Here is a 21,098-nt window from a genome sequence, read left to right on the forward strand (position 1 = left end):
CTGGGTTAAATTTCCACCCAAAGTCTAGAGTTGAACGTCTGGACGATCTATGATGCTGCGTCCTGCATTTTTACCCGAAACGCCTGATATGAACACAGAAGCACATTTTGCCCTCTCCTCCGATTTGATCAGTGAACTGCTGATGGGTTTACGCCTGCGCGGCGTTCAGTACCGTCGTGTGCAAACCGGGCCCGAATTTGGCGTCGGTTTCGACACCAAACCGGGCCACGCCTATTTCCATTACGTCGCGGTGGGTGACGTCCTTTTACGCCTCAGGGATGGCACGCTGCATGCACTCAAAGCCGGAAGCGCGGTATTTATGCCCCAGGGCGCCAGCCATCAACTGCTCTCCAGCGCAACGAGTACTTTTCAGCACATTGATGAACTGGGTGCCGCGCCTATCGGCGAATCCGTGCATGGGGTCGACACCTGCCCCAGTACACTGCCGACGCCAAGCACGGTGCTTTTTTATGGCTGTATGGAGTTTGATCTCGGCGCGATGCAGGCGTTGGGTAAACTGATGCCTGAAGCAATGGTGGTTGACGCCGGGGAGCAGCGTTATCCGGGGCTGGTGCCCATCATGAACGCGATGAAAAGTGAAATTTGCTCCGGGCGTATTGGCTTCGCCGGTATTCTCGCCCGGCTTGCCGAGGTGGCCGCGTCCATGATCGTGCGCGGATGGATCGAGTCCGGCGGAGAAAACGCCTCTGGTCTTATGGCTGCCCTGCGCGATCCCCGCCTGGCGCGCGCCATTCTGGCGCTCCACCGCGATCCAGGCCGGGAGTGGAGCGTTGCCGAACTGGCAAGCCAGGCGAATGTCTCTCGCTCTGTTTTTGCCGATCGTTTTAAGTCCACCATTGGTGTCTCGCCCTTACGCTATGCCACGGAGTTACGTATGCGCCTGGCAAGTCACTGGATCAGCAATGAGAAACTCGCCATCGAGACGGTCGCCCAGCGTCTGGGTTATGCCTCGCAGGCCGCCTTCAGCCGTGCGTTCAAACGCATCAATGGATGCCCTCCCGGCGTGCTGCGACAACGTTGAGCGAAAGATGTGTGGCTGGGTGGCAGCCATAATAGCGGTCTGTTCACACGGAACAGGTTCAGCCACGCTGCATCGCTTTGACCCTGTCGACAAAAAGCCTCAATGCGACGGGCATATGGCGATGTTGCGGAAAGTAGAGCGCAATTCCTGCTGACGCCACCGCCCAGTCGTCAAGCAGCGTCACCAGTTGCCGATCGCCAAGATGGCGGCGGGCGTATCGCTCCGGCACATAGGCAATGCCTAAACCGGCGACGGCGGCTTCGACCATTAACGCGCTGTTATTCAGCGTCAGGCTACCCGGCACATCCAGCGCGAACTGCGCGTCACCCTGCTGATACTCCCAGTGATAGCGTTTTCCGCCGGGCAAACGCTGGCGCAAACAGCGGTGTTGCATCAGGTCTTGCGGATGCGAGATCGTTGGCCGCCCTGCCAGATAAGCGGGCGAAGCGACCGTTACAAAGCGCAGTGGCCCGCTGAGAGGAATGGCGATCATATCGCCCGGCACATCTTCAACCAGACGAATGCCGGCATCAAACCCCTGCTCGACGATGTCGACCAGTTGCCCCTGCGCCACCAGATCAATTTCAATTCCGGGCTTTTGCTGGATAAAGTCCGGCAACACCGTTTCCAGCAGCAGGCCGATCGCTGTATCGCTGGCGCTGATACGCAGCGTGCCATAAGGCTGCTGCGCGCTGGCGCTCACATCATTTAGCAACTCATCCATTTCAGCCAGCAGCGGCGACAGGCGCGCCATCAGCATTTCACCAGCATCGGTGAGCGCAACGCTGCGGGTGGTGCGCAGAAAGAGCTGCACGCCAAGCGATGTCTCCAGCCCTTTGATCGTGTGGCTCAGTGACGAGCGTTTCAGCCCAAGCATATCGGCCGCGCGGCTAAAGCTCCGCTGCTCGGCAACGGTTTTCACCGCTAACAGTTCATTCCAGGAGGGACGTTTCATTGTTGAATATTCCACACCAGCTCATTCCAGTTCAGGGCGATTATGGCATCAATCATTCGTTTTATGATTGTTTCCACTTTATCAAACGGAGATAAGCATAATGAAAACCTGGCTAATAACCGGCGCATCCAGCGGCCTGGGTCGCCTGATGTGTGAAGCGCTGCTGGCACGCGGCGATCGGGTGGTTGCAAGCGTGCGCAAGAAAGCTGTGCTGGATGAGATGGCAGCGAAGTATGGCGACCTTTTGCAGGTCATCGTGCTCGATCTGAGCCAGTCGGCAACGATAAAACCGACCATTGAGGCGGCATTTTCGCAGGCGGGACGCATCGATGTGGTGGTCAGCAATGCCGCCTACGGCCTGTTTGGTGCCGCCGAGGAGCTGAACGATGCCCAGATTGAGCGGCAAATCGCCACCAATCTCACCGGCTCCATTCAACTGATCCGCGCGGCGATCCCATTGTTGAGAGAACAAGGCGGCGGGCGAATTGTGCAGGTTTCGTCAGAAGGGGGGCAGATCGCCTATCCTGATTTCAGTCTCTATCATGCGACGAAGTGGGGAGTTGAAGGCTTTGTCGAAGCGGTTCGTCAGGAAGTTGCGGCCTTCGGCATTGACTTCTTGCTGGTCGAGCCAGGCCCGACGGCGACGCAATTCGGTGCAGGTCTGGATATTGCCGATGCCCTGCCCGCCTACCGCGATACGCCCGCGGGGAGACTGCGTGCGGCTTTGCTTGCGGGTGAGTTCGCCATCAAAGGCGATGCGCAGAAGTGCGTGGCGGCAATGATTGCAGCGGCGGACGCTGCCAGCCCCCCGCTTCGCCTGCCGCTCGGCAGCACGGCTTATGAGAATATCAACGCCGCGCTGGAAAGCCGCCTTGAAGCGTTGCAGGAGATGAAAGCGGTAGCGTATAGCGCCGATCGTGAGCAGAAGTAAGCGGATAAGGTGAAAATAGTAACGGATCGCGTAATGTATCAGTGTCATTAAAAAACTGAGCTGGACTCAGATAACTATGGAGTGACCTAATGAGCGAAACATTCACCATAAAAAACTTCAATAAAGTAAATGACATACGTTTTGAGCGGGAGCCTCTCTATGCCTCAGAGGGCGGTTCGCTCACCTCCGGCACGCTGGCCCAAAAGCTCGGCGCCTCTGTTGATACGCTTCCGCCGGGGAAAAGATCGACGCCCTTCCATTTCCATCATGTTCAGGAGGAGATGTTTATCATTCTGAAGGGGAACGGCACGCTGAGGATCGCCGAACGGATGATTGCCATCGAAGAGGGAGACGTTATTACCATTCCGCCCGGGAAAGCGTGGCCGCATCAGATTATCAACACCTCCTCCCTGCCGCTGATGTATATGTCTGTCAGCACCATGGAGTTCCCCGAAGTGTGCGAATACCCGGATTCGAATAAATATTTAGTGAAATCCACCAATCAGAAAGATGATGGTTTCAGGGTGCTCGACTTCAGGGGTAAAGGCGTCGATTACTGGGAAGGCGAACCGTGAGGAGTTGAATTTGGTGCGCGCTGCGGCAAAAGAAGCTTGTCACGGCGCTCAAAAACCCTACCAAACCGCACCGCTGGATAAGGTTATTTTTAATACGCTCTTTTAGGCTGATGACACTTAACGACGCTTACCGGGAGTAACACGCCATGACAAATCAAACACCGCAGGCAGTAGCAGAAACCTTTTTTCACCGTATCGCCAACGCAGAAGACGTGAATGAGATCGCGGCGCTGGTGAGTGAGAACGTCGACTGGTTGGTGGCGGGAAATACCCGGCTGGTTCCGTGGATTGGCCGCAAAGAGGGCAGAAAAGGCGTGGCAGAATTTTATGCACAAATCCGCTCACACCTGACGCCAGAGCGGTTTGAAATCAAAGATATCCTCGTCAAGGATAAGCGGGTTGTGACGATTGGAGAGCTTGCATCCCGGGTTAAAAAAACCGACAAGCTGATCGAAACAGAATTTGTCCTCGATATGGAGATTGAAAACGGCCTTATTACTCGCTTTCGCATGTTCGAGGATAGCTATGCCGTTTCCGAGGCGTGCCGTTGATGGCTGGTGTGATTTGCGTTAAATGTCCTCTTCAGGCGCGAAGCGGACGAGCTAATTGAAGTGAAGGGCTGCTTTGAGCGAAGAGCGGACATTGCAGAAAAATCTAAATAGTTATGGTATTATTATAAAATATCATTACCAATAACGATTAAATCCTCTATGAAGCATGTTGGTAAAATGCTTTAATTAAAATCACAGTGGTTTTTTATTTATAAACTTAAGTAAGCAAAGGTGGTAAACATGAATGCCAATAACTTTAAAAAAATATCACACGAAATAAACGGAGAGGGATGTATTTTAAAGATATCATCCTTCCGCTTGCATTAGCGCTTCTTGGAATATTAGGAACTTTAGGAGGAGTACTTATTACAAACTACCAGAACTCTGTTACCGAAAAAGAATCTCGCCTTTATGAATACCAGACTAAAATAATCGAACAGAGAATTACCATCATTGATAGAGCTGCTAAGATTTTTGGTAAATCTCCGGGTTTGCAAGATATTTGGAATGAACACCTTAACATGATAAAAAAAGGTAAAGTTGATCAACTGGTTGTTGATAAATTAACTGATGCTCAAGGCGAGTTTCAGAGCATTATTTATCTCTCAAGCATTTATTTTGGTCCTAAAACTCAACAAGCACTTAAGGATTTTGATGAAAACCCAGGTCCATGGTGGACAAAACCCAAAGATAAACAAGATAATTTCGTATCATCCATGGCCTTAGAAATTAACTATGGGATAAAATAATCTGACAACATATTATTTCGAAAGTGTAAAAAATCATCTTCAGTTGGATATCGTGAGAAATGTATACAGAGAAGCATTATGGATATTATTCGCCAAGATGCTTTTCATGTCCGATTTTGGTACATAGCAGACTGCTGTGGACTACTGAAGCCCGCTGTGAGCGAAAAGCGGAAGTTAGCAATTCCTCTCATGACTGATTAATATGAAAGAATTACTTATGGACTTCTTGAATATAAATGGGGCGATTTATGATCTATGCCTGGATTGATGGTAAGAGACGTCAGCCATTAGTTAAGGGTGAAAAGACAATATGCAGGGATTGCGGGGGCACGTTATCAGCCGTTTTACCTGCACAAAACATTTACCACTGGAGGCATAAAGCTAGAGACTGCGATACTTGGAGTGAACCTGAAGGCCCATGGCATCTCGGCTGGAAGGAGTATTTCAATGAAGAGTGCCGAGAAGTTTCACTCAAGGACGATTTAAAAAATGAACTTCATCGGGCAGATATACTATATGGGCAAGGTACAGGCCTTGAGACAGTCTTAGAGCTCCAGCACTCACCTATATCCGAAGAGGAACGAATTTCCCGTGAGACATTTTATAGAAAGGGACGACGTATGTTCTGGCTAGTGCATATTGATGCTTCGTCAACTTCATCAAATGGCTGGAATTTCCATATTTCTCTTGATTTTAAAAGCCGTAATGTGAAGCATGATGATCATAGCTTCGCTATAATGCAGTGGTTTGGTCGTAGCACGCAGTTTATAGAGAAATGGAAGAGATCCAACGCCTATGTTTTCTTCGACTTCAAAGGACACATTTTCTTTCTAGCCAATAAGAGATTGTCCGAAAAACTTAACAATGGCATTCCTCTATTGAAAGGAGAGTATGCCCTGTGCTTGCTTACTCGTGAAGAATTTATAGATGCAGTTAAACGCTCAAACTCCTAGTGGCAGTATCAGCTTATGTGTAGTGGCCGACAAAACTAGAATTCGGATTGCAAATTCGTAAAAGCGCTCGAGACTAGATGTAAATGATGATACAGCCTCGCGATAGTGTCAAATATTGCGTGAGCGCCAATGTCAAATAAAATTTCAAATTTTTGCCGCTGAAGGAATCTGTTACGGTTGCATGGCCAAAAGAGTAAGTGACTTCATAACAGCCGTTATCTTTAAATTCGACGCGTGTAAACTCCCCAGATGGTCGACCAAATTCTTGTAGGAATTGCATGTAGGGGTTTATTCGACGCCTCAATTCTCTCTTTAGGTATAACGCACGCATTTGCGGCTGGTTTGTAGCACAGCGGAAACCCTGTCTGACAACATGCGCTTGTTAGGCTTTTCATCTGTCACATTATTCCAATTTCTTTAAACTGCGCGACCTCAATTTGTTAGATACCATCGAGGTTTTGGGCTTATAGGCTCCAGTCCTTTTACCTCGTCTACGAGAGCGATATCTTTCATTTCTCTCAAGCGTCGGCCAATAACTTCTCTGCTATTTGCCGCCATACCAAGCTGTTGAGCAATACCACTAGAGGTTCTTATTGTATATTTGCTCTAATTTATAGCTGACAGTATTTTTAAATCTCTATCATTTAGCTTTGATTTTATACTTTCTCCTTTGAAATCATAAGGTTCGTTTGACTCAACTCCTAGCTCTTCTGACCTTTCAATCAGAGGTTTAACAGGTTCTTCATAACTGTCTACTTTTTTGTCGATGGATTCAGCTTTTTGTTTCAGATCGTTTAATACCTTCGATGACACGCCATTGATAAATGATCTTGAAAAAATAGAGGCAACCATGCAAAAACCAGCCAGAATAAAATAACTTACAGTGATCGTACTTAATTCAACGAGCAAGCTGCTCGATAGCATACTCAAAAATAGCGGAACCATTACCGACACAGAAACACCTAACACTATGCTTTTAGCAACCGATCGAAACTCAAACTTCAAGTTATCATCAGAAAGAAAATTAGCCAAGCCGCCTAAAATTCCCGTTGTGGCCATTATTAATGCAACAATTACCTCATGAGTCATAACGTTCTATGATTCCCTGGTGAGCCCAACACCGCGCTCACCGGCTAAATGAAGCGCAGCGTAATTTTAGTCCGTGTGCAGCGCTTTGTTAGCCGAAACTGATGTGATTCTTAGTTATATCTTTATATCTCTTATCATTGTGTACTTTATGGAGGTTCGTTTGGTTGGCGATCAAAAAATCTATAATTTCTTGAATTCTTTCGCTACGAGCATTGGCTCTTAACAAAGTCAAAACGCTTACCATATGTTGCTGGCAGTATTTATTGTCTAAATTAACGCGCACTTCATTAGAGTGCATTGCTATAACTGTATTGATAATATTTTGATCGCCAAGCATACCAAAAAACTGATCATACAAGGGGCGCCCCGCCGGAGAAACACCAGTATTATATGGTGTTCCTTTACCAACACGGCAAATCAAAACTGTTTTAATAAGCTTATGAACCCTCTCTGATGGGATATCGTTTTCAGTCTTTAAATACGAAAGAATTTTCCGCATATGAGGGGGTTCATTATAAAAGTTATCCCAAGCATACCTAGCCTCTAAGAGATCGTCGGCATGGCCGTCCAGTGATATAATTCTAGAGTCTAATGATTGATAACGATTACCATCACAAAACGTAAAAAATTCAATGCCTAAAGCATGTTTCTCGTTATGAAGGTTGTTCTTGTATCCGTCTAGAGTCACGCCGAGCTTGTATTTGACGCTCTCACTGCTTTTATTCCAAATATGCGGAGCAAAAAGAGCGATATTTTTTCTGACAACGTTTCCTGTTGAATCAGATATATATATGCCGAAAATACTATTGAGTAGATTGTCAGTATTCTGAAGCGACAGATCATTCAAAGGTCTTTCCATGCTTTGAATTGTGGCTTCATCAAGGACATCAGTGGATCTTTTAAGATTCTCAATGAATGATTTTATTTGTATGGCAGATGCAGACGGTTTGTCGTTCAAAATATCTTGAACGCATGTTTGGAGCCAGCCAAGAAGTTCAAAAGCATTTATGGAGTATGAATTTGGGTGCGACGCACCAATGTCATTCCTCATAGTCAATATATGATTGAGCTTGGTGTAAACAATGTCAGATATTAATTCAAGTTTACGGCATGTATTAATAAGGGTGTTGTCTTTTAAACCAGAAAGATCTTCTTCGGTAGAATAAAGCTCTCTACGTCCTCCGCCGACTGCGGCATCAAAGAACATATCGAGACCATAAACTACCACTTTTTCCCTTAAATTCAGTACGACTTCATTCCAAACATAATTCAATGATGCGTCAAATAGTCCTATAGCCGCACCAGCAACGAACTTTGATAAATATCGCGCATCTCTTTTTACCTCAGCAGGTAAAGATTCTATGAATGCGGGGAGATTGTTTTCAATAATTTGGCGCTCAGGGAGAGAGGCAATTATATTTTCGGTCGGCAAACCAAGATAGGCTAAATATCCTTCAAATTTCGTTGTGTCTGTGGAAAGCAACCCTGTTCCAGGTTTTGCAATCAATTCTGAACTCATACTATTATTTCCTTATCTGGTTGAGGATTAGAGAACTGCTAACCCTTTTAGAAGAGGCGCGACGTCAGGAGCATCCCTTGCCTAAACTCGTTAAGCTATTTACGAACAAACGCCACCAGTATTTGGGTTGGAGCCAATACATACTTCATACGATACAACCTATCACGAATCAAGCAGGAGCCATCCAAGATTGCCATAAAAGGTACATTTAACCTTGTCACAGCATCCCAACGGTGGGCGTATTCGGTTTTGCAGCTCGGGTACTTTGCCCCAACATCCTAAAATAACGCCTTCGATTAACCGCTGAACTCAGCTTTCAAGCGCAGCAACGATAGATGCTTCCATTTTCTCCGGCTTGGTAAACGGCGCAAAGCGCTTGATCGGTTTGCCGTCGCGGCCGATCAGGAACTTGGTGAAGTTCCACTTGATCCGCTCCCCCAGTACGCCGGGCAGCGCCTTTTTCAGGTAACGAAACAGCGGATGCGCGGCGGCGCCGTTGACTTCAATTTTCTCAAACATCGGAAAGCTCACGCCGTAGTTAATGTGGCAAGTCTGCGCGATATCATCCGCACTGCCGGGCTCCTGTTTACCAAACTGGTTACAGGGAAAACCGAGCACCACCAGCCCCTGGGCGGCATATTTCTGATAGAGCATTTCGAGGCCGGCGTATTGTGGCGTGAAGCCGCAATGGCTGGCGGTATTAACGACCAGCACCACCTTCCCCGCGTAGTCGGTCATCGGAACAGGCTCGCCGCTAAGGCTGGTGGCGGTATGTTGATGAAAAGTGCTCATATGAGGTCCTCGTAGCAGAACAGGTCGACATTACCGCTCAGCGCGTGTCTGGGGGCACATGGTGGCAAAGTTGGCGCTAAAGAACAACAAACCGCACCGCTTCGCGGTTTTGCTGCGTGATAGCCGCCTCTTTTTAGCGCCGCTTGCCGGGGTAAAAAGCGAAAAACATTTTTTTATCGAATAGATCCCCAGGGTGTTGCGTTTACCCATCATCAACAGACTGATGGAATCGCTTTATGACCGCAACAACACCGGCGCTGACACGACAGCGCTACGATAGTTTTACCCTGATACTGCACTGGGTCACCGCAGCCAGCGTCATTTTCCTCTTTGCCAGCGCACATATCTGGGAGCTGATGGAGCGCGGGACGCCGCTGCGAAAAGGGTTGCAGGCCGTGCATATCTCCTGTGGCATCCTGCTGGCGTTGGTGATGGTTGTCCGCCCGCTCTGGCGGCTATTCAGCCAGCGCTCTCGCCAGTTTTCAATGCCGCCGCTCGAGGGTTCCACTCTGGCGAAAGGGCTCGCGCACGGCATGCACGGCGCGCTCTATCTGCTTCTTTTTACGCAAATCGTGCTCGGGTTTCTTTTCCGCTGGTCACAGCATGAGCCTTTCCAGTTCTTTGGTCTGTTCGACCTGACAGGCTGGGTGGAAATTCCCCCCACCTTGCGGCATACCCTTGCTGGGTGGCACGACACGGTAGCGTGGGCGCTGATCTCACTGGCGCTGGTGCATGCGCTGGCCGCGCTTTTCCATCACTACCTGTTACGGGACGGCGTGCTGCGGCGCATGCTGCCCGGCCGTGCGTTTCGTTAACCTGGAGTCCACCATGAAATTACCCACCGCCATGATTCAACGTCTGCTGCCTGTGGCCTTTGTTCTGTTAAGCGCGCCGGTTTTTGCCGCCGGGGACGATAGCAGTAACAGCAAAACGCCGGATTGCCCAACCGGGCAGGTGTACGACAGTTCGACAAAGCAGTGCGTGCCCGAAAAAACAGGCCAGCTCAGTGATGAAGATAAAACCCGTTACGCCTATCATCTGGCAAAAAAAGGGGAGTATCAGGCTGCCCTGAATCTGCTCAACACGCTGAAAAAGGGCGATACGGCTGAAGCGTGGAATTATCGCGGCTACGCCACGCGCAAATTGGGGCGTACGGATGAGGGTATCGGCTATTATCAGCGCGCTATCGCCCTCGATCCTACCTATGCCAAAGTGCGGGAATATCTGGGTGAAGCGTGGCTTATCAAAGGGCGTCCTGACCTGGCGAAAGCACAACTGAAAACCATCGCCACACTCTGCGGGCAGAGTTGCGAGGAGTATCGGGATCTCGAAGCGGCAATTAACAGCCATGCTGGATCCTGAGTAAAGGTATGAGGATAAAAAAATCACTAGCAGTGACGTCCGCCAGCATCTTGCTGAACATCTGACACGCCTGTGGCGCTATGGGCTGGTGCTGTCGCGCAATCGTGAGGTTGCCGAAGAGCTGGTGCAGTCTACCTGTGTGCGCGCGCTGGAAAAAAGCGCGCAGTTCACCCCCGGCACGCGCATCGACAGCTGGTTATTCACCATCCTGCACTCCATCTGGATCTCAGATGTGCGTGCCCGCCGGGTGCGCCTCGGGCAGGGCTTCGTCGAAAGTGATGAACTGCTGGCGCCGGAGACCCATGAGCAGGATGAGGCTCGCCTGCACTATGGAAAAATTATGCAGCACGTCAGCGACCTGCCGGAAGCACAGCGCAACGCGGTCTTTTTGGTCTATGTCGAAGGTTTTACCTATCAGGAAGCGGCAGATACCTTGTCTGTGCCGATTGGCACCATCATGAGCCGGCTGGCGACGGCGAGGGCGAAAATTGCCCAGCTTATGCACGCCCCGCGACCTGTACAGGAGAAGCGACAGTGAAATCCATCAGATTTACAGCGCCCTATAGCGATGAGGCTATCGTCGCCTGGCTGGATGGCGAAATGGAGGCAAGCGACGCCCGGCGCTTCGAAGCCGCACTGGCTGAGGATGCAAAGCTCGCCGCACGCACTGACGCGTTAAGCCTTAATCAGCACGAGATTGCCAGCGCTTTTGCGCCACTGCTGAATGAAGCACCGCAGTCACGTATGGAAGCACAGCTCGCCACCCTGCTCGCCCGGCCAGCTGCAACTGAAGCGAAGGCCAATGGTGTCAGGCGACGGGCGCTGATCGCCGCCTCGCTCAGTTTTCTGGTGATCGGCTCCGGGCTGGGCTATCTGGCACGTCCTGCAACAAAGACGTTGGGAGAGAGCGAAAAAATTCGTGACCTTGAGGCGCAGTATATGTCGCTCTACAGCGCAGAGACGCTGCTTGATGCAGACAGCTCGCCCACAGCATTGCAGCGCGGGCTGGCACGCACGGCACAGGACATCGGTTTACGGGCGAATGAGCAACAACTTGAACTGCACGGAGCAGAGCTGAAAATGGTGCGCATCCTGCGTTACGACACCACCTCCATTGCGCAGATCGCCTGGATGCATGCCGATTATGGCCCGATGGCGCTCTGTATTTCGCCGGACAGCCAGCCCGTGCGCACGGAGCTGAATCACGAGCAGCGCCACCAGATGAACCTTGTCTGGTGGCATGCAGACGGTTACCAGTTTGTGTTGATTGGCCGCAACCCCACGTCCCAGCTGAAGCAAAACGCGCTCACCCTGCAGGCGGCGCTTTCATAGTCAAAGGCGCGCTCAGACGGCCCGGTGCAGGCGGGCCTGAATCGCAATATTGATGGTCACATGGTCATCAACCAATGTCGCGAAACTGGCCATATTGAACGCCGAGCGTGAAATCGTGGTTGTTGCATGCAGGGAAAGGTTCTCTGGCCCGCTGGTTTTATCATTCAGCAAGGCATCCAGAATCACCGGGCGCGCAATGTTCTTCACCGCCAGAGTGCCCAGGATCCGATAGTGGCCCTGCCCGATCGCCACCACCCGGCTGCTGGTGAATATGATGTTCGGGTAGCGTTCAGCGTCAAAAAAGAGGCTACTTTTCATCTGCCAGGTTAACAGCTGATTCGAGGCATTGAGCGTCGCCACCGGAATGGCAACATGGACAGTGTCATCTCTGTCGTTGCCAGCATTAAGCGCAATATCCCCGGTGACATTTCCTAGCCTTGCCTGTGACATATCGCTAAATGCCTGCCAGGAGAGGGTAATGGTGGTCTCCTGCGAATTAATACGGTAGTCAGCCGGGCTGGCAAATAACGAAGAGGAACAGAACAGAAATCCGAGAGCGATGGCAGGCACGATACGCGTCATGTTGATAATCCCTGGGGTGTTTAGCGTGTAAACGTGCCAACCCGGTTTTTTATTCGACTCCCTTTTGCTGAATCTGAAAGTGCTACGGTTGCAGCGCTTCGCGGGTTGGGCCCTGGAAGTAAATCTGGCCGATATGGCAACTTCGCGGCTGCGTCAGCACAAAACGCATCGTCTCCCAGACCGAACGCCCATTCAGCAGACGCTCGCCCATTTTCGCCTGGCTCGCAGCAATCGGGTCTAATCCTGTCACTTCAAAATCAGGTGGATAGAGCCCGGTAACCCGAATATTCTCTTCGCTAAGTTGCTGAGACAGTTTCGTGATAAACCCGCTAAGCCCATGCTTGCTGGCGAAAAACGCCGGGTGGGCAATGGAGTCCGTAAAGTTCGGGATACCGCATGAAGAGATGATGGCGACGATATCCGCGCTCTCTGATCGCCGAAGCCCCGGCAGCAACGCTTGCGTCAGCAGAATCGACCCGGTCACGCCAGAGTTGATGGTCGTGATAATGTCTGCCGCAGGCTGCTCGTCTAAGGTGCCTGACAACCACTGCGCAGCATTGAGGATCAACATGTCGATGGGCTTGTCTGACCCTAAAAGCCGATCGGCAAAGTGAGAGAAGGATTCAGGCTGGGCTAAATCGCAGAGATACCCTCTTGCGACACCGCCCTCCGCGGTAATGATGCCGCAGGTTTTCTCAATATCCTCAGCCCGCCGCGCGGAAAAAGCGACTTCAACGCCCTCTCGCGCCAGCCATACGCAGAGCGCCTGGCCAAATCCCCTGCCCCCGCCGGTAATAACCGCTCTTTTACCTTTCAGCATCTTCATCTCCTCTTTTTTCTCTGTGAAGGGAGATATACATGAGGAGGCGGGGTGACATCTTTCCGTTCGTGCCATTTTTAAATGAGCGTTGTTCAGATTAGAGATTGAAAACGTTATTTGCCTGGTGTTATAAGCGAAGAGGCGCTTCTGTCATCTTTCTCTTTGCTGTTTTAATCGTTAACGCATCACTAAAGGCCAGAAAATGATTAAGTCAGTTCACTCAATAACGACCACCACCACCGGGCCTTGCGGCGGTGTGGAGTTATCTGTGACTGAATTCTGACAAACAGATCCTCGCCCCCGCCAAACCGGACGGGGAAAACGATCTCTCCGTTCATAACATGCTGAATGGAGACACATCATGATTTCATCTGACAAGGCACTTTTGGTTATCGATATGCAGCAGGGGCTTTTCCGTGGCCCTGTTGCCCCACACTGCGCAGACAGCGTGCTGGAAAATATTTGCCTGCTGATTGCTAAAGCGAGACAGGATCGGGTGCCGATCTTTTTTGCCCGCCACACCGGACCAGATGACTCGCCCTTCTCAGAGCAGAGCCCGCTAACGCAACTGATAGCGGAAATGGATGTTGATGCCGGGCGGGATATCATCTTTGTTAAAAAGTACCCCAGCTGTTTTCGGGATACGATCCTGCTGCATCACCTCGAGCAGGCAGGCGTAAAACAGCTGGTTATTGTCGGCATGAAAACAGAGTTTTGTGTCGATACGACCTGCAGGGCAGCGCCGGAGCGGGGCTTTAAAACCGTGCTGATTTCAGATGCGCACACCACCATGGATAGCGAATGCTTGTCAGCAAGTGACATCATCAGCCATCACAATGCCACGCTCGGCGGGCCGTTTGTAACGCTTTCGACCGCAGCTGAATGGCATTTTGGCTCTGACAAAAACGCCTGAAGGTTGATGCCCCCCTGATTCTGGGGGGCGCTACAGTTATCTTCGGGCAGAGATACGACCCGGCATCATGGTTAATAACAGAGCTGCAATCGCTAATGCGCAGGCAAGCCACAGAGGCGCGGTAAGCGTTAACGCATCAACCAGCTCCCCGCCAACCCATGCCCCTGTCGCAATGCCAATATTAAATATGCCGACATAAAGGGCTGCGGCTATCTCAACGGCGTCGGGAGCGGCTTTCATCATCCAGGTCATCAGCCCGACGGAGAGCCCACCGTATGCCAGCCCCCAGAAAATCAAAATCGCCCCGCCGCCCATGACCGTCTGCCCTGCGCTCAGAAAAAGCAGCGGCGTTACGGCCAGTGCCGTTGCCACCACCATCAGCGTGCGCGTGGTATTGCGGGCAGCGCCAATCCCCACAAGGAAATTACCAATGATGCCCGCGATACCGTAGGCGAAGAGGATCGCCCAAATCCACTGGGTATGGAATCCGGACACGGAGATCAACAGCGGGCGTACGAAGGTAAAAGCCGCAAAATGGCTGGTAACCAGCAACAGTGTCAGGAGCAAACCTGCCACTAATGTGCGGTTGGTAAGTTGCGCAATGAACTGGCCGACCTTCGCGGAAGCAGCAACAGGCAAAGGCGGGATAACAGCAAGATGCAGCGCCAGGACCAGCGTGCTAAAAAGCGCCATGCAGCCAAAAGCCCAACGCCATCCGATCGCATCGCCAATGAACGCCCCCAGCGGTACGCCGAGTACCGATGCGGCCGCAACACCGCCAAATATAATGGATGTCGCCAGGCCAACCGATTTCTCCGGCACCAGGCGCGCCGCCAGACCGCCAGCGATGGCCCAGATTCCCCCCATGCATAAGCCAACAAGGGCGCGCGCCATCAGCATCATGGCCAGGCTGGATGCCAACGCCGAGGCCAGGTTAGCCACTATCAGCAGCACCAGCAGGCCACACAGTATCAAACGCCGATCGATCCCCCCCGATGCAATAACCACGAAGGGTGCGAATAACGCAGCAAGCAGTGCTGGCAGAGAGATCACCAGCCCCGCACTGCCTGTGGTGACAGAGAGCGTGGCGGCGATGTAAGTCAGCAACCCGACCGGCAGCATTTCCGTCGTCACTACAGAGAATGTTGCCAGACCAACCGCGAGGACCGGCGTCCATAAACCGCGAACCTGGGTCGCGCCAGAGAAAGTACTCATCATGCAGTTCCTTATGTGAGCGCCCTGTCAGGCGCAATGATCCGAACAACAACCTAGCCAGGCATACGCGGCTAAAATCAGCCCAGCCGCCGTAAAACGGCCGGTTCCAGGGGCAGAAAAAAGGTCTCGATAGAGTGTTGCCATCTCATTCTCCGGTAGCATGTGCTTGCCACAACGCCGTGGCACAGCGACAATTCATACAAGGCGTATGAAAACAATCCTATATTCATACGCTGCGTATGTAAATAATCATTCATTGCGTATGTAAAGGAAAAATCATGGTTCGCCGTACCCGTGCCGAGATGGAAGAGACAAGAGCGACATTGCTGACAACTGCCCGCCACTTTTTTAAAGAGCATGGCTTCGCTGAAACCTCGATGGATGATCTGACTGCTCAGGCAGGGCTGACGCGTGGTGCGCTCTATTACCACTTCGGGGATAAAAAAGGCTTACTGGCCGCGGTAGTAGAGCAAATTGATGATGAAATGGATCAACGGCTCCAGGCGATTTCGGACAGTGCAGCCGATCCGTGGGAAGGTTTTTGCAGCCGTTGCCGCGCTTGCCTTGAGATGGCGCTGGAGCCTGAGTTTCAGCGCATTATGTTGCGCGATGCCAAAGCCGTTCTGGGCGGTTTTTCACCTGAGTCGCAGCGCCATTGCGTGCAATCCATGCAGACCCTGATTCGCGATCTGATCCAGCAGGGCGTAATTGAAGAAGCCGACCCGGAGGGGCTCGCTTCGCTGATCTACGGAAGCCTGGCTGAAGCCGCGTTCTGGATTGCCGATAGCGATGAAAGCGATACGCGCCTCGCGCAAGGCATTGCCGCGCTGAACCTGCTACTTCGCGGATTACGTCCAGCTAAATAGCGTGCGCATCGCGGCATAAAAGGGCCGCTGCGAAGCGTATGCCTGAGTGCTAACCTTTCAGACTTCACAAAAAGCCAGCCAGATCCAGTGGGGGTTAATGGCGTGCAGATAGTGATAATGTGCAGTTTCCCGACATCATTTTGACAGGTGTGAGCGTGAGCACTTCAGCGATACATGAATGGCGTATGCATGATTTTCTGGTTAGCACAGACAACGAAAAACTGGACATACAGGCAGTGCACCACTATTTGACGAGATCCACATGGGCAAAAGGTATCGATCTGGAGACCGTCAAAGTTTCAGTCGCCAACAGCCTTAACTTTGGTGTTTATCACCATGAAACCCAGATAGGGTTTGCACGCCTGGTAACGGATCACGCGACTTTCGCTTATCTGTGTGATGTCTATCTCCTTGAGGAGCACCAGGGCGAAGGGTTGGGAAGATGGCTTATGGAGTCTATTCATCGTCACCCGGTGTTTGAAAAGCTTCGTACCATCGTGTTATTCACCACAACCGCGCCATGGCTTTATGAAAAGTTTGGCTATCAACCGGTGAACCGGCAAAATTACACCTGGTCCATTAGCCGGCCTGACATCTACACCAGCAAACATAACCAATAACAAACCCTTACGACACAACGCCCGGGTGAAACGTGATCCATCGCTTCCCTTTTCTCCCGTGAGGTGAAGCTGCTTAAGAAGCCGATACGCTTCGTAAAGCAGCTCCTTTTTTTCAGGCAGCGGTGTGGCCGGGAAACTCAACGGTCACCACTAATCCGCCCTCTTCAGAGGTGCTTAAGCTAACGCGGCTATTGTGTTGCTGCGCCACCGCCCTGACGATGGAGAGCCCTAACCCGCTGCCGCTCTGGATCTGATTGGGATCGCGGAAAAAGCGGTCGAAGACGCGCTCGCGCAGCTCAACGGGGATGCCGGGTCCGGCATCAGAGATGCGAAGCTGGGTGAATGCACCACACGTTCGCACTGCGACCTCAACCCGCCCGCATTCCGGGCTATATTTGATGGCATTTTCAATAACGTTATCAATTAGCGACATCAGACGCTCCCTGACACCGTCGATGCAAAACTCATCATCGGCGTAAAACTCCAGTTCAATCCGCCGCTCAGCGGCCAGCGGCGATAGCGCCGCCATGCGATCCTGGATAAGCGAGGTCAGCGGCACGGGAGCCATCACCGTATCGGTGCGCGCTTCGCTGTGCATCAGCAGCAGCAACTGATTAACGAGACGGGCAGCACGGCTGTTGCTACGAATAATTCCTGCCAGCAACGCCTGTTGACGCTCGCTGCTGATATAGCCCTGCAACGCCTCAACATTGATGCGCATCGCCGCCAGCGGGGTGCGCAGCTCGTGCGCGGCATCGGCAATAAACACCCGCTCCCGCTCCGTGCTTTCCCGCAATCTCGCCAGAAAGTCATTGATTGCATCTACCATCTGGCGAAGCTCTTTATGTTTTGGCACGGCGTTTAAGGGCGAGAGATCCTCCGGCGTGCGTAAGGCAATCTCGCTGACCACCCTGTTCCAGGGGCGCATGGCGATGCGGATCGACAGCCAGGCGGGAAAGAGCAGAAACGGGATGCAGACCAGCAGCGGCAAGATGTAGTAGCCGCGCGAGTTGAGGTAGATAAAGAAGTTCAAGCTGCCGGCAGGCGTGATAAGCGTCACCTCTGTATCGCCGTTTGCTGATTTCAGGGTACGGCTGGTCCAGCTGCGCCCTTCGCTTTCGCTCTTCTGTAGCTTGCCATAGCTGCTGTTGGTGACCCCGGATGGCGCGCCTTCAGAGGCGTAAATAATCGCGTGATGCTTGCGCACGATAAGGCTGATGGAGAGCGCCGGGTCGTCACCGCCGCCATACCCCTCGCGCAACGCCCGACTGAACGCTTCCAGCATCCTGGTTCGTTCCCGCGGGCGATCGTCCATATGATCGACCATGGTAAAGATGGTTTCGTAAGTCTCACTCCCGGTGAGGATCGGCGGGCTGCGCAGGTCCTCCCACAAAATAAAGGTGAGAAAGAGGCACCACAGCAGCGTAAGCAGCAGCATCTGGGCGATGATAATTCGCCGAGCCAGCGTCGGGGCCTTCAGGCTGCGCCAGAATGTTCCCATCACCCTTCCCTCTTCTCGATCGGAACGGTATCAATGACATACCCTACGCCGCGCACCGTGCGCACATACCCTTCGCCAATTTTGCGCCGCAGATTGCCCATATGCACATCGAGGGTGTTGCTCATATTCTCTTTTTCACCAAAGACGCGCTCTTCCAGAAAGCGGCGCGTCACCACGCGATCGGGGCGCAACAGTAGCGTCTCAAGCAGCGCGTACTCGCTTGCCGTCAGCTCAATCGTGCGTGCGCTTACGGTCACGCGCCGCGTTGGTACATGAAGAGACAACCCGCGAATGTCGATCACCTCATTGTCAAAACCGTAACTGCGCCGCGCAAGGGCTCTCACCCGCGCCAGCAGCTCGGCGAGCACAAAGGGTTTGACCAGATAATCATCAGCACCGGCATCCAGCCCGCTCAGGCGATCCTGCAACGTGCCTCGCGCAGTCAGAATAATGACCGGGATCCTGTTGAGCCGCTGGCGCAACGCCGCCATCAGGCTCATGCCATCGCCGTCGGGCAGCCCGAGATCCAGCAGCACCAGCTCCGGCACGCAGAGATCGAGCTGATGCAGCGCATCCGCTTTGCGGCGAACCCATATGACGTCTAGCCCTTGATCGGCCAGCGCAATACGTACGCCGTTGCCAAGATCGAGGTCGTCTTCGATAAGTAGAATTTTCACAATAGTTACGTTACCAGGCGTGAATGAAGAACGTCTGAAGAAAAAACGGTTGCTGAAATCTATCAGGTTTATCTCACCGTTACGCGCTTCAGGCTTTCTTCATTTTCGGCTCATGAGAACTTTAGGGTGGGTTTGCAAACTAGGCGTGACTCGTAATCAGATGACTCCATAAGGACGTATTTAATGAGAAACCCCGAACCGCGTCGTAAGTTCCTCCCTGCATTCCCGGGACGCCCGCTGAAAAACATCGTGCCGGGCGCGCTGCTGGCGTTGCTCGCCACTCCAACACTGGCGGCAGAACCGCCCCAGGGTACCACCTTAACGCTGGGGGGCAGCGTGGGTGTCGCGCCGCGCTATTCCGGTTCCGATGAAAACCGCGTCTCGACGGCGCTGGTGCTCGATTACTCAATGCGTAATGGCTTCTTCGCCAGCTCGACGCGCGGCCTCGGTTATGGCAACAGCCTTGGCAACGTCGATTACAGCGCGGCGCTGAGCTATCGCACCGGCCGTAAAGATCACAATGTAGACAGCGATACCATGAGCGACGGCAGCGACCACTTGCGCGGAATGGGCAATGTAAAAGGCTCGGCGCTCGGTGTGGTGGGCCTCGGGTATAAATTGACCAACTGGCTGAGTGCGCAGTTGCAGGCTGAGGTGCCCTTTTCCCAGCGCGATAACGGCGCGGTGCTGCATTTCGGTATCGTCAGCCCGCTTTATCACTCGCCGAAAAATAGCGTGACGCTGGGGCTAACCAGCAGCTGGGGGACAAATGATTATATGCAGACTTACTACGGGGTCAGTGCCACGCAGTCGGCCGCATCGGGTTTTACGCAATACACCGCCGGTTCGGGGATCTATGCCTGGTCACTCAATCTCGACTGGACGCACAACTTCACCGAACGCTGGAGCGTGGTCGCCGATGCAGGCTATACGCAGCTGGCGGGTGATGCGCGTAATAGCCCCATTGTGCAACGCAAAGCGTCCCCCACCGGAAGCCTGACTGTGACATATCGCTTCTGATGAATATTCGCCCCGGCGGCTGGCGGTTATCTGGCGTTACAGTACAGAGATTCTATCCGCCGGGTTAGCGATAAATGTTCTTCTTTTCAGTCAGTTAGCCTGGCTGAAACCTCTGTTGCCACTTCAGTGAAGGCACGGGCGGAGAAGCTTTGATAGCCATCTCTTCGCCCCAGTAAAACAGCCGTACGCTGTAACCGCTCGGGCTCAAGCGCGATGGCTAACAGGTCGTCCTGGGCAAACGCTGTCTTCGCAGGCAGCAACGTTGATAGCGGCGTCCAACGGACAATCTCAATCACCGCGCCAAGGGCGTTGGCTTCCATCAGCACCTGTGGAGTGATGTGATGCTTGCGAAAGTAACGATCGATCTGCTCGCGCGTCGCGAACTCGGTACTGAGTAACACAAGCGACTCTTCGCCAAGCCTTTGCAACTCAACACGTTTCTCTTTCGACAAGGGGTGTCTGGGGCTGACCACCAGCGCAAGCGTCTCCTCCAGCAACGGCACCGATTCAATATCGGGACTGTGCACCGGCGCAAAAGCGATACCCACGTCCAGCTCCCCTGCCAGAAGCCGCTCCTCGATTTGCTCCTGGGCGATCTCCTGCACGCTGAGGGTGATTTTTGGATAGCGGGCGTGAAAGGCTTCAATCAGCGGCCCCAGAAGGTAGGTCGTAAAAGTTGGCGTCACCGCCACGCGTAACGATCCGCGGCTGAGATCGCTCACCTCATGAATGGCGCGCGTGGCTTCACGCAGCTCCTGCGAAGCGCGACGGGCATATTGCAGATAGATCTTTCCGCTGTCCGTCAAACGTGTCGTGCGCCCTGAGCGATCAAACAACTGAGCGCCCAGACTCTCCTCCAGTAACTTTACCTGCTGCGAAAGCGCTGGCTGAGAGACATGCAGCTCCGCTGCCGCTTTCGTAAAGCTAAGGTGCTCTGCAACTGCAAGAAAATAGTGAATATGGCGGGCGAGCATCATGCTCTCCATTAGATTATCTAATAAACCTCATAATAAATGAGTCTTTTACCTTATACA

General features: G+C 52.4%; 24 protein-coding genes. 14 read left to right on the forward strand and 10 right to left on the reverse strand.

The genetic code is table 11. The annotated features are described in order from the left end of the window. Positions 1–49: 49 nt before the first annotated feature. A complete protein-coding gene (locus IAE48_RS01380; protein WP_200133210.1) occupies positions 50–1,042 on the forward strand; it encodes an AraC family transcriptional regulator in 993 nt (330 codons plus the stop codon). 58 nt (positions 1,043–1,100) lie between these two features. On the opposite strand, the gene IAE48_RS01385 is transcribed toward IAE48_RS01380, so the two are convergent. Beyond that, a complete protein-coding gene (locus IAE48_RS01385) occupies positions 1,101–1,997 on the reverse strand; it encodes a LysR family transcriptional regulator (RefSeq protein WP_200133211.1) in 897 nt (298 codons plus the stop codon). A 100-nt stretch (positions 1,998–2,097) separates the two neighbouring features. On the opposite strand from IAE48_RS01385, the gene IAE48_RS01390 reads away from it, so the two are divergent. The 5 genes from IAE48_RS01390 (at position 2,098) to IAE48_RS01410 (ending at position 5,756) form a co-directional block, all read left to right on the forward strand. Further along, positions 2,098–2,928, forward strand: a complete 831-nt coding sequence (locus IAE48_RS01390) for an SDR family oxidoreductase (RefSeq protein WP_200133212.1) — start codon at positions 2,098–2,100, stop codon at positions 2,926–2,928. A gap of 89 nt (positions 2,929–3,017) precedes the next feature. After that, positions 3,018–3,503: a cupin domain-containing protein gene (locus tag IAE48_RS01395; protein WP_200133213.1), complete on the forward strand. Its 486-nt coding sequence runs from the start codon at positions 3,018–3,020 to the stop codon at positions 3,501–3,503. A 146-nt stretch (positions 3,504–3,649) separates the two neighbouring features. Beyond that, positions 3,650–4,054 (forward strand): nuclear transport factor 2 family protein, encoded by a 405-nt coding sequence (locus tag IAE48_RS01400; RefSeq protein WP_200133214.1) that lies wholly within the window; start codon positions 3,650–3,652, stop codon positions 4,052–4,054. Between the two features lie 290 nt (positions 4,055–4,344). Continuing rightward, on the forward strand, positions 4,345–4,803 hold the full coding sequence (locus IAE48_RS01405) for a hypothetical protein (protein WP_200133215.1): 459 nt from the start codon (positions 4,345–4,347) through the stop codon (positions 4,801–4,803). Between the two features lie 248 nt (positions 4,804–5,051). Next, entirely contained in the window at positions 5,052–5,756 is a 705-nt protein-coding gene (locus IAE48_RS01410; protein ID WP_200133216.1) for a competence protein CoiA, read from the forward strand. 606 nt (positions 5,757–6,362) lie between these two features. Here the strand turns inward: IAE48_RS01410 and IAE48_RS01415 are convergent. From IAE48_RS01415 to IAE48_RS01425, 3 genes are all read right to left on the reverse strand, one after another. After that, entirely contained in the window at positions 6,363–6,845 is a 483-nt protein-coding gene (locus IAE48_RS01415) for a YEATS-associated helix-containing protein (RefSeq protein ID WP_200133217.1), read from the reverse strand. Positions 6,846–6,933: 88 nt separating this feature from the next. Next, positions 6,934–8,364, reverse strand: a complete 1,431-nt coding sequence (locus tag IAE48_RS01420; RefSeq protein WP_200133218.1) for a hypothetical protein — start codon at positions 8,362–8,364, stop codon at positions 6,934–6,936. Between the two features lie 309 nt (positions 8,365–8,673). Beyond that, positions 8,674–9,156: a glutathione peroxidase gene (locus tag IAE48_RS01425; RefSeq protein WP_200133219.1), complete on the reverse strand. Its 483-nt coding sequence runs from the start codon at positions 9,154–9,156 to the stop codon at positions 8,674–8,676. Positions 9,157–9,392: 236 nt separating this feature from the next. Between IAE48_RS01425 and IAE48_RS01430 the strand changes: the two genes are divergently transcribed. The 4 genes from IAE48_RS01430 to IAE48_RS01445 are packed head-to-tail and all read left to right on the forward strand — an operon-like array spanning position 9,393 to position 11,850. Continuing rightward, positions 9,393–9,971 (forward strand): cytochrome b, encoded by a 579-nt coding sequence (locus IAE48_RS01430; RefSeq protein ID WP_200133220.1) that lies wholly within the window; start codon positions 9,393–9,395, stop codon positions 9,969–9,971. Positions 9,972–10,002: 31 nt separating this feature from the next. After that, positions 10,003–10,518, forward strand: coding sequence for a tetratricopeptide repeat protein (locus IAE48_RS01435; protein WP_370568924.1), 516 nt, complete (start codon positions 10,003–10,005; stop codon positions 10,516–10,518). Positions 10,519–10,540: 22 nt separating this feature from the next. Next, a complete protein-coding gene (locus tag IAE48_RS01440) occupies positions 10,541–11,056 on the forward strand; it encodes a sigma-70 family RNA polymerase sigma factor (protein ID WP_200133288.1) in 516 nt (171 codons plus the stop codon). Continuing rightward, positions 11,053–11,850: an anti-sigma factor gene (locus IAE48_RS01445; RefSeq protein ID WP_200133222.1), complete on the forward strand. Its 798-nt coding sequence runs from the start codon at positions 11,053–11,055 to the stop codon at positions 11,848–11,850. The genes IAE48_RS01440 and IAE48_RS01445 overlap by 4 nt, the downstream gene beginning before the upstream one ends. 12 nt (positions 11,851–11,862) lie before the next feature. On the opposite strand, the gene IAE48_RS01450 is transcribed toward IAE48_RS01445, so the two are convergent. Both IAE48_RS01450 and IAE48_RS01455 read right to left on the reverse strand, forming a co-directional pair. Continuing rightward, complete coding sequence (locus tag IAE48_RS01450; protein WP_200133223.1) at positions 11,863–12,432, reverse strand: YceI family protein; 570 nt, start codon at positions 12,430–12,432, stop codon at positions 11,863–11,865. A gap of 82 nt (positions 12,433–12,514) precedes the next feature. Further along, a complete protein-coding gene (locus IAE48_RS01455) occupies positions 12,515–13,252 on the reverse strand; it encodes an SDR family oxidoreductase (protein WP_200133224.1) in 738 nt (245 codons plus the stop codon). A 361-nt stretch (positions 13,253–13,613) separates the two neighbouring features. Here IAE48_RS01455 and IAE48_RS01460 point away from each other — a divergent pair, with 361 nt between their 5' ends. Continuing rightward, positions 13,614–14,165 carry a cysteine hydrolase family protein gene (locus tag IAE48_RS01460; RefSeq protein ID WP_200133225.1) on the forward strand — a complete coding sequence of 184 codons (552 nt, stop codon included), beginning with the start codon at positions 13,614–13,616 and terminating at the stop codon, positions 14,163–14,165. A gap of 36 nt (positions 14,166–14,201) precedes the next feature. On the opposite strand, the gene IAE48_RS01465 is transcribed toward IAE48_RS01460, so the two are convergent. Next, positions 14,202–15,380 carry an MFS transporter gene (locus IAE48_RS01465; RefSeq protein WP_200133289.1) on the reverse strand — a complete coding sequence of 393 codons (1,179 nt, stop codon included), beginning with the start codon at positions 15,378–15,380 and terminating at the stop codon, positions 14,202–14,204. Positions 15,381–15,658: 278 nt separating this feature from the next. Between IAE48_RS01465 and IAE48_RS01470 the strand changes: the two genes are divergently transcribed. Both IAE48_RS01470 and IAE48_RS01475 read left to right on the forward strand, forming a co-directional pair. After that, the gene (locus IAE48_RS01470; RefSeq protein ID WP_200133226.1) at positions 15,659–16,246 is read left to right on the forward strand and encodes a TetR/AcrR family transcriptional regulator; all 588 of its coding nucleotides are present in this window, start codon (positions 15,659–15,661) and stop codon (positions 16,244–16,246) included. A gap of 185 nt (positions 16,247–16,431) precedes the next feature. Further along, the gene (locus IAE48_RS01475) at positions 16,432–16,866 is read left to right on the forward strand and encodes a GNAT family N-acetyltransferase (protein ID WP_200133290.1); all 435 of its coding nucleotides are present in this window, start codon (positions 16,432–16,434) and stop codon (positions 16,864–16,866) included. 112 nt (positions 16,867–16,978) lie between these two features. Here the strand turns inward: IAE48_RS01475 and IAE48_RS01480 are convergent, their stop codons facing one another. Further along, complete coding sequence (locus tag IAE48_RS01480; RefSeq protein WP_200133227.1) at positions 16,979–18,367, reverse strand: HAMP domain-containing sensor histidine kinase; 1,389 nt, start codon at positions 18,365–18,367, stop codon at positions 16,979–16,981. Then, positions 18,367–19,044, reverse strand: coding sequence for a response regulator transcription factor (locus IAE48_RS01485; RefSeq protein ID WP_200133228.1), 678 nt, complete (start codon positions 19,042–19,044; stop codon positions 18,367–18,369). Before IAE48_RS01485 ends, IAE48_RS01480 begins: the two co-directional genes overlap by 1 nt. 183 nt (positions 19,045–19,227) lie before the next feature. On the opposite strand from IAE48_RS01485, the gene IAE48_RS01490 reads away from it, so the two are divergent. Beyond that, positions 19,228–20,064: a MipA/OmpV family protein gene (locus tag IAE48_RS01490; RefSeq protein WP_200133229.1), complete on the forward strand. Its 837-nt coding sequence runs from the start codon at positions 19,228–19,230 to the stop codon at positions 20,062–20,064. An 86-nt stretch (positions 20,065–20,150) separates the two neighbouring features. On the opposite strand, the gene cynR is transcribed toward IAE48_RS01490, so the two are convergent. After that, on the reverse strand, positions 20,151–21,038 hold the full coding sequence (gene cynR, locus IAE48_RS01495; protein WP_200133291.1) for a transcriptional regulator CynR: 888 nt from the start codon (positions 21,036–21,038) through the stop codon (positions 20,151–20,153). Between the last annotated feature and the right edge of the window lie 60 nt (positions 21,039–21,098).

Source organism: Kosakonia sp. S57 (genome assembly GCF_016516575.1).
GTDB lineage: Bacteria > Pseudomonadota > Gammaproteobacteria > Enterobacterales > Enterobacteriaceae > Kosakonia > Kosakonia cowanii.

Bases quoted from the DNA above. Each gene is read 5' to 3' on its own strand.
- IAE48_RS01380 (WP_200133210.1), top strand. From the start codon at position 50: ATGATGCTGCGTCCTGCATTTTTACCCGAAACGCCTGATATGAACACA.
- IAE48_RS01385 (WP_200133211.1), bottom strand. From the start codon at position 1,997: ATGAAACGTCCCTCCTGGAATGAACTGTTAGCGGTGAAAACCGTTGCC.
- IAE48_RS01390 (WP_200133212.1), top strand. From the start codon at position 2,098: ATGAAAACCTGGCTAATAACCGGCGCATCCAGCGGCCTGGGTCGCCTG.
- IAE48_RS01395 (WP_200133213.1), top strand. From the start codon at position 3,018: ATGAGCGAAACATTCACCATAAAAAACTTCAATAAAGTAAATGACATA.
- IAE48_RS01400 (WP_200133214.1), top strand. From the start codon at position 3,650: ATGACAAATCAAACACCGCAGGCAGTAGCAGAAACCTTTTTTCACCGT.
- IAE48_RS01405 (WP_200133215.1), top strand. From the start codon at position 4,345: ATGTATTTTAAAGATATCATCCTTCCGCTTGCATTAGCGCTTCTTGGA.
- IAE48_RS01410 (WP_200133216.1), top strand. From the start codon at position 5,052: ATGATCTATGCCTGGATTGATGGTAAGAGACGTCAGCCATTAGTTAAG.
- IAE48_RS01415 (WP_200133217.1), bottom strand. From the start codon at position 6,845: ATGACTCATGAGGTAATTGTTGCATTAATAATGGCCACAACGGGAATT.
- IAE48_RS01420 (WP_200133218.1), bottom strand. From the start codon at position 8,364: ATGAGTTCAGAATTGATTGCAAAACCTGGAACAGGGTTGCTTTCCACA.
- IAE48_RS01425 (WP_200133219.1), bottom strand. From the start codon at position 9,156: ATGAGCACTTTTCATCAACATACCGCCACCAGCCTTAGCGGCGAGCCT.
- IAE48_RS01430 (WP_200133220.1), top strand. From the start codon at position 9,393: ATGACCGCAACAACACCGGCGCTGACACGACAGCGCTACGATAGTTTT.
- IAE48_RS01435 (WP_370568924.1), top strand. From the start codon at position 10,003: ATGATTCAACGTCTGCTGCCTGTGGCCTTTGTTCTGTTAAGCGCGCCG.
- IAE48_RS01450 (WP_200133223.1), bottom strand. From the start codon at position 12,432: ATGACGCGTATCGTGCCTGCCATCGCTCTCGGATTTCTGTTCTGTTCC.
- IAE48_RS01455 (WP_200133224.1), bottom strand. From the start codon at position 13,252: ATGCTGAAAGGTAAAAGAGCGGTTATTACCGGCGGGGGCAGGGGATTT.
- IAE48_RS01460 (WP_200133225.1), top strand. From the start codon at position 13,614: ATGATTTCATCTGACAAGGCACTTTTGGTTATCGATATGCAGCAGGGG.
- IAE48_RS01465 (WP_200133289.1), bottom strand. From the start codon at position 15,380: ATGAGTACTTTCTCTGGCGCGACCCAGGTTCGCGGTTTATGGACGCCG.
- IAE48_RS01470 (WP_200133226.1), top strand. From the start codon at position 15,659: ATGGTTCGCCGTACCCGTGCCGAGATGGAAGAGACAAGAGCGACATTG.
- IAE48_RS01475 (WP_200133290.1), top strand. From the start codon at position 16,432: ATGCATGATTTTCTGGTTAGCACAGACAACGAAAAACTGGACATACAG.
- IAE48_RS01480 (WP_200133227.1), bottom strand. From the start codon at position 18,367: ATGGGAACATTCTGGCGCAGCCTGAAGGCCCCGACGCTGGCTCGGCGA.
- IAE48_RS01490 (WP_200133229.1), top strand. From the start codon at position 19,228: ATGAGAAACCCCGAACCGCGTCGTAAGTTCCTCCCTGCATTCCCGGGA.
- cynR (WP_200133291.1), bottom strand. From the start codon at position 21,038: ATGCTCGCCCGCCATATTCACTATTTTCTTGCAGTTGCAGAGCACCTT.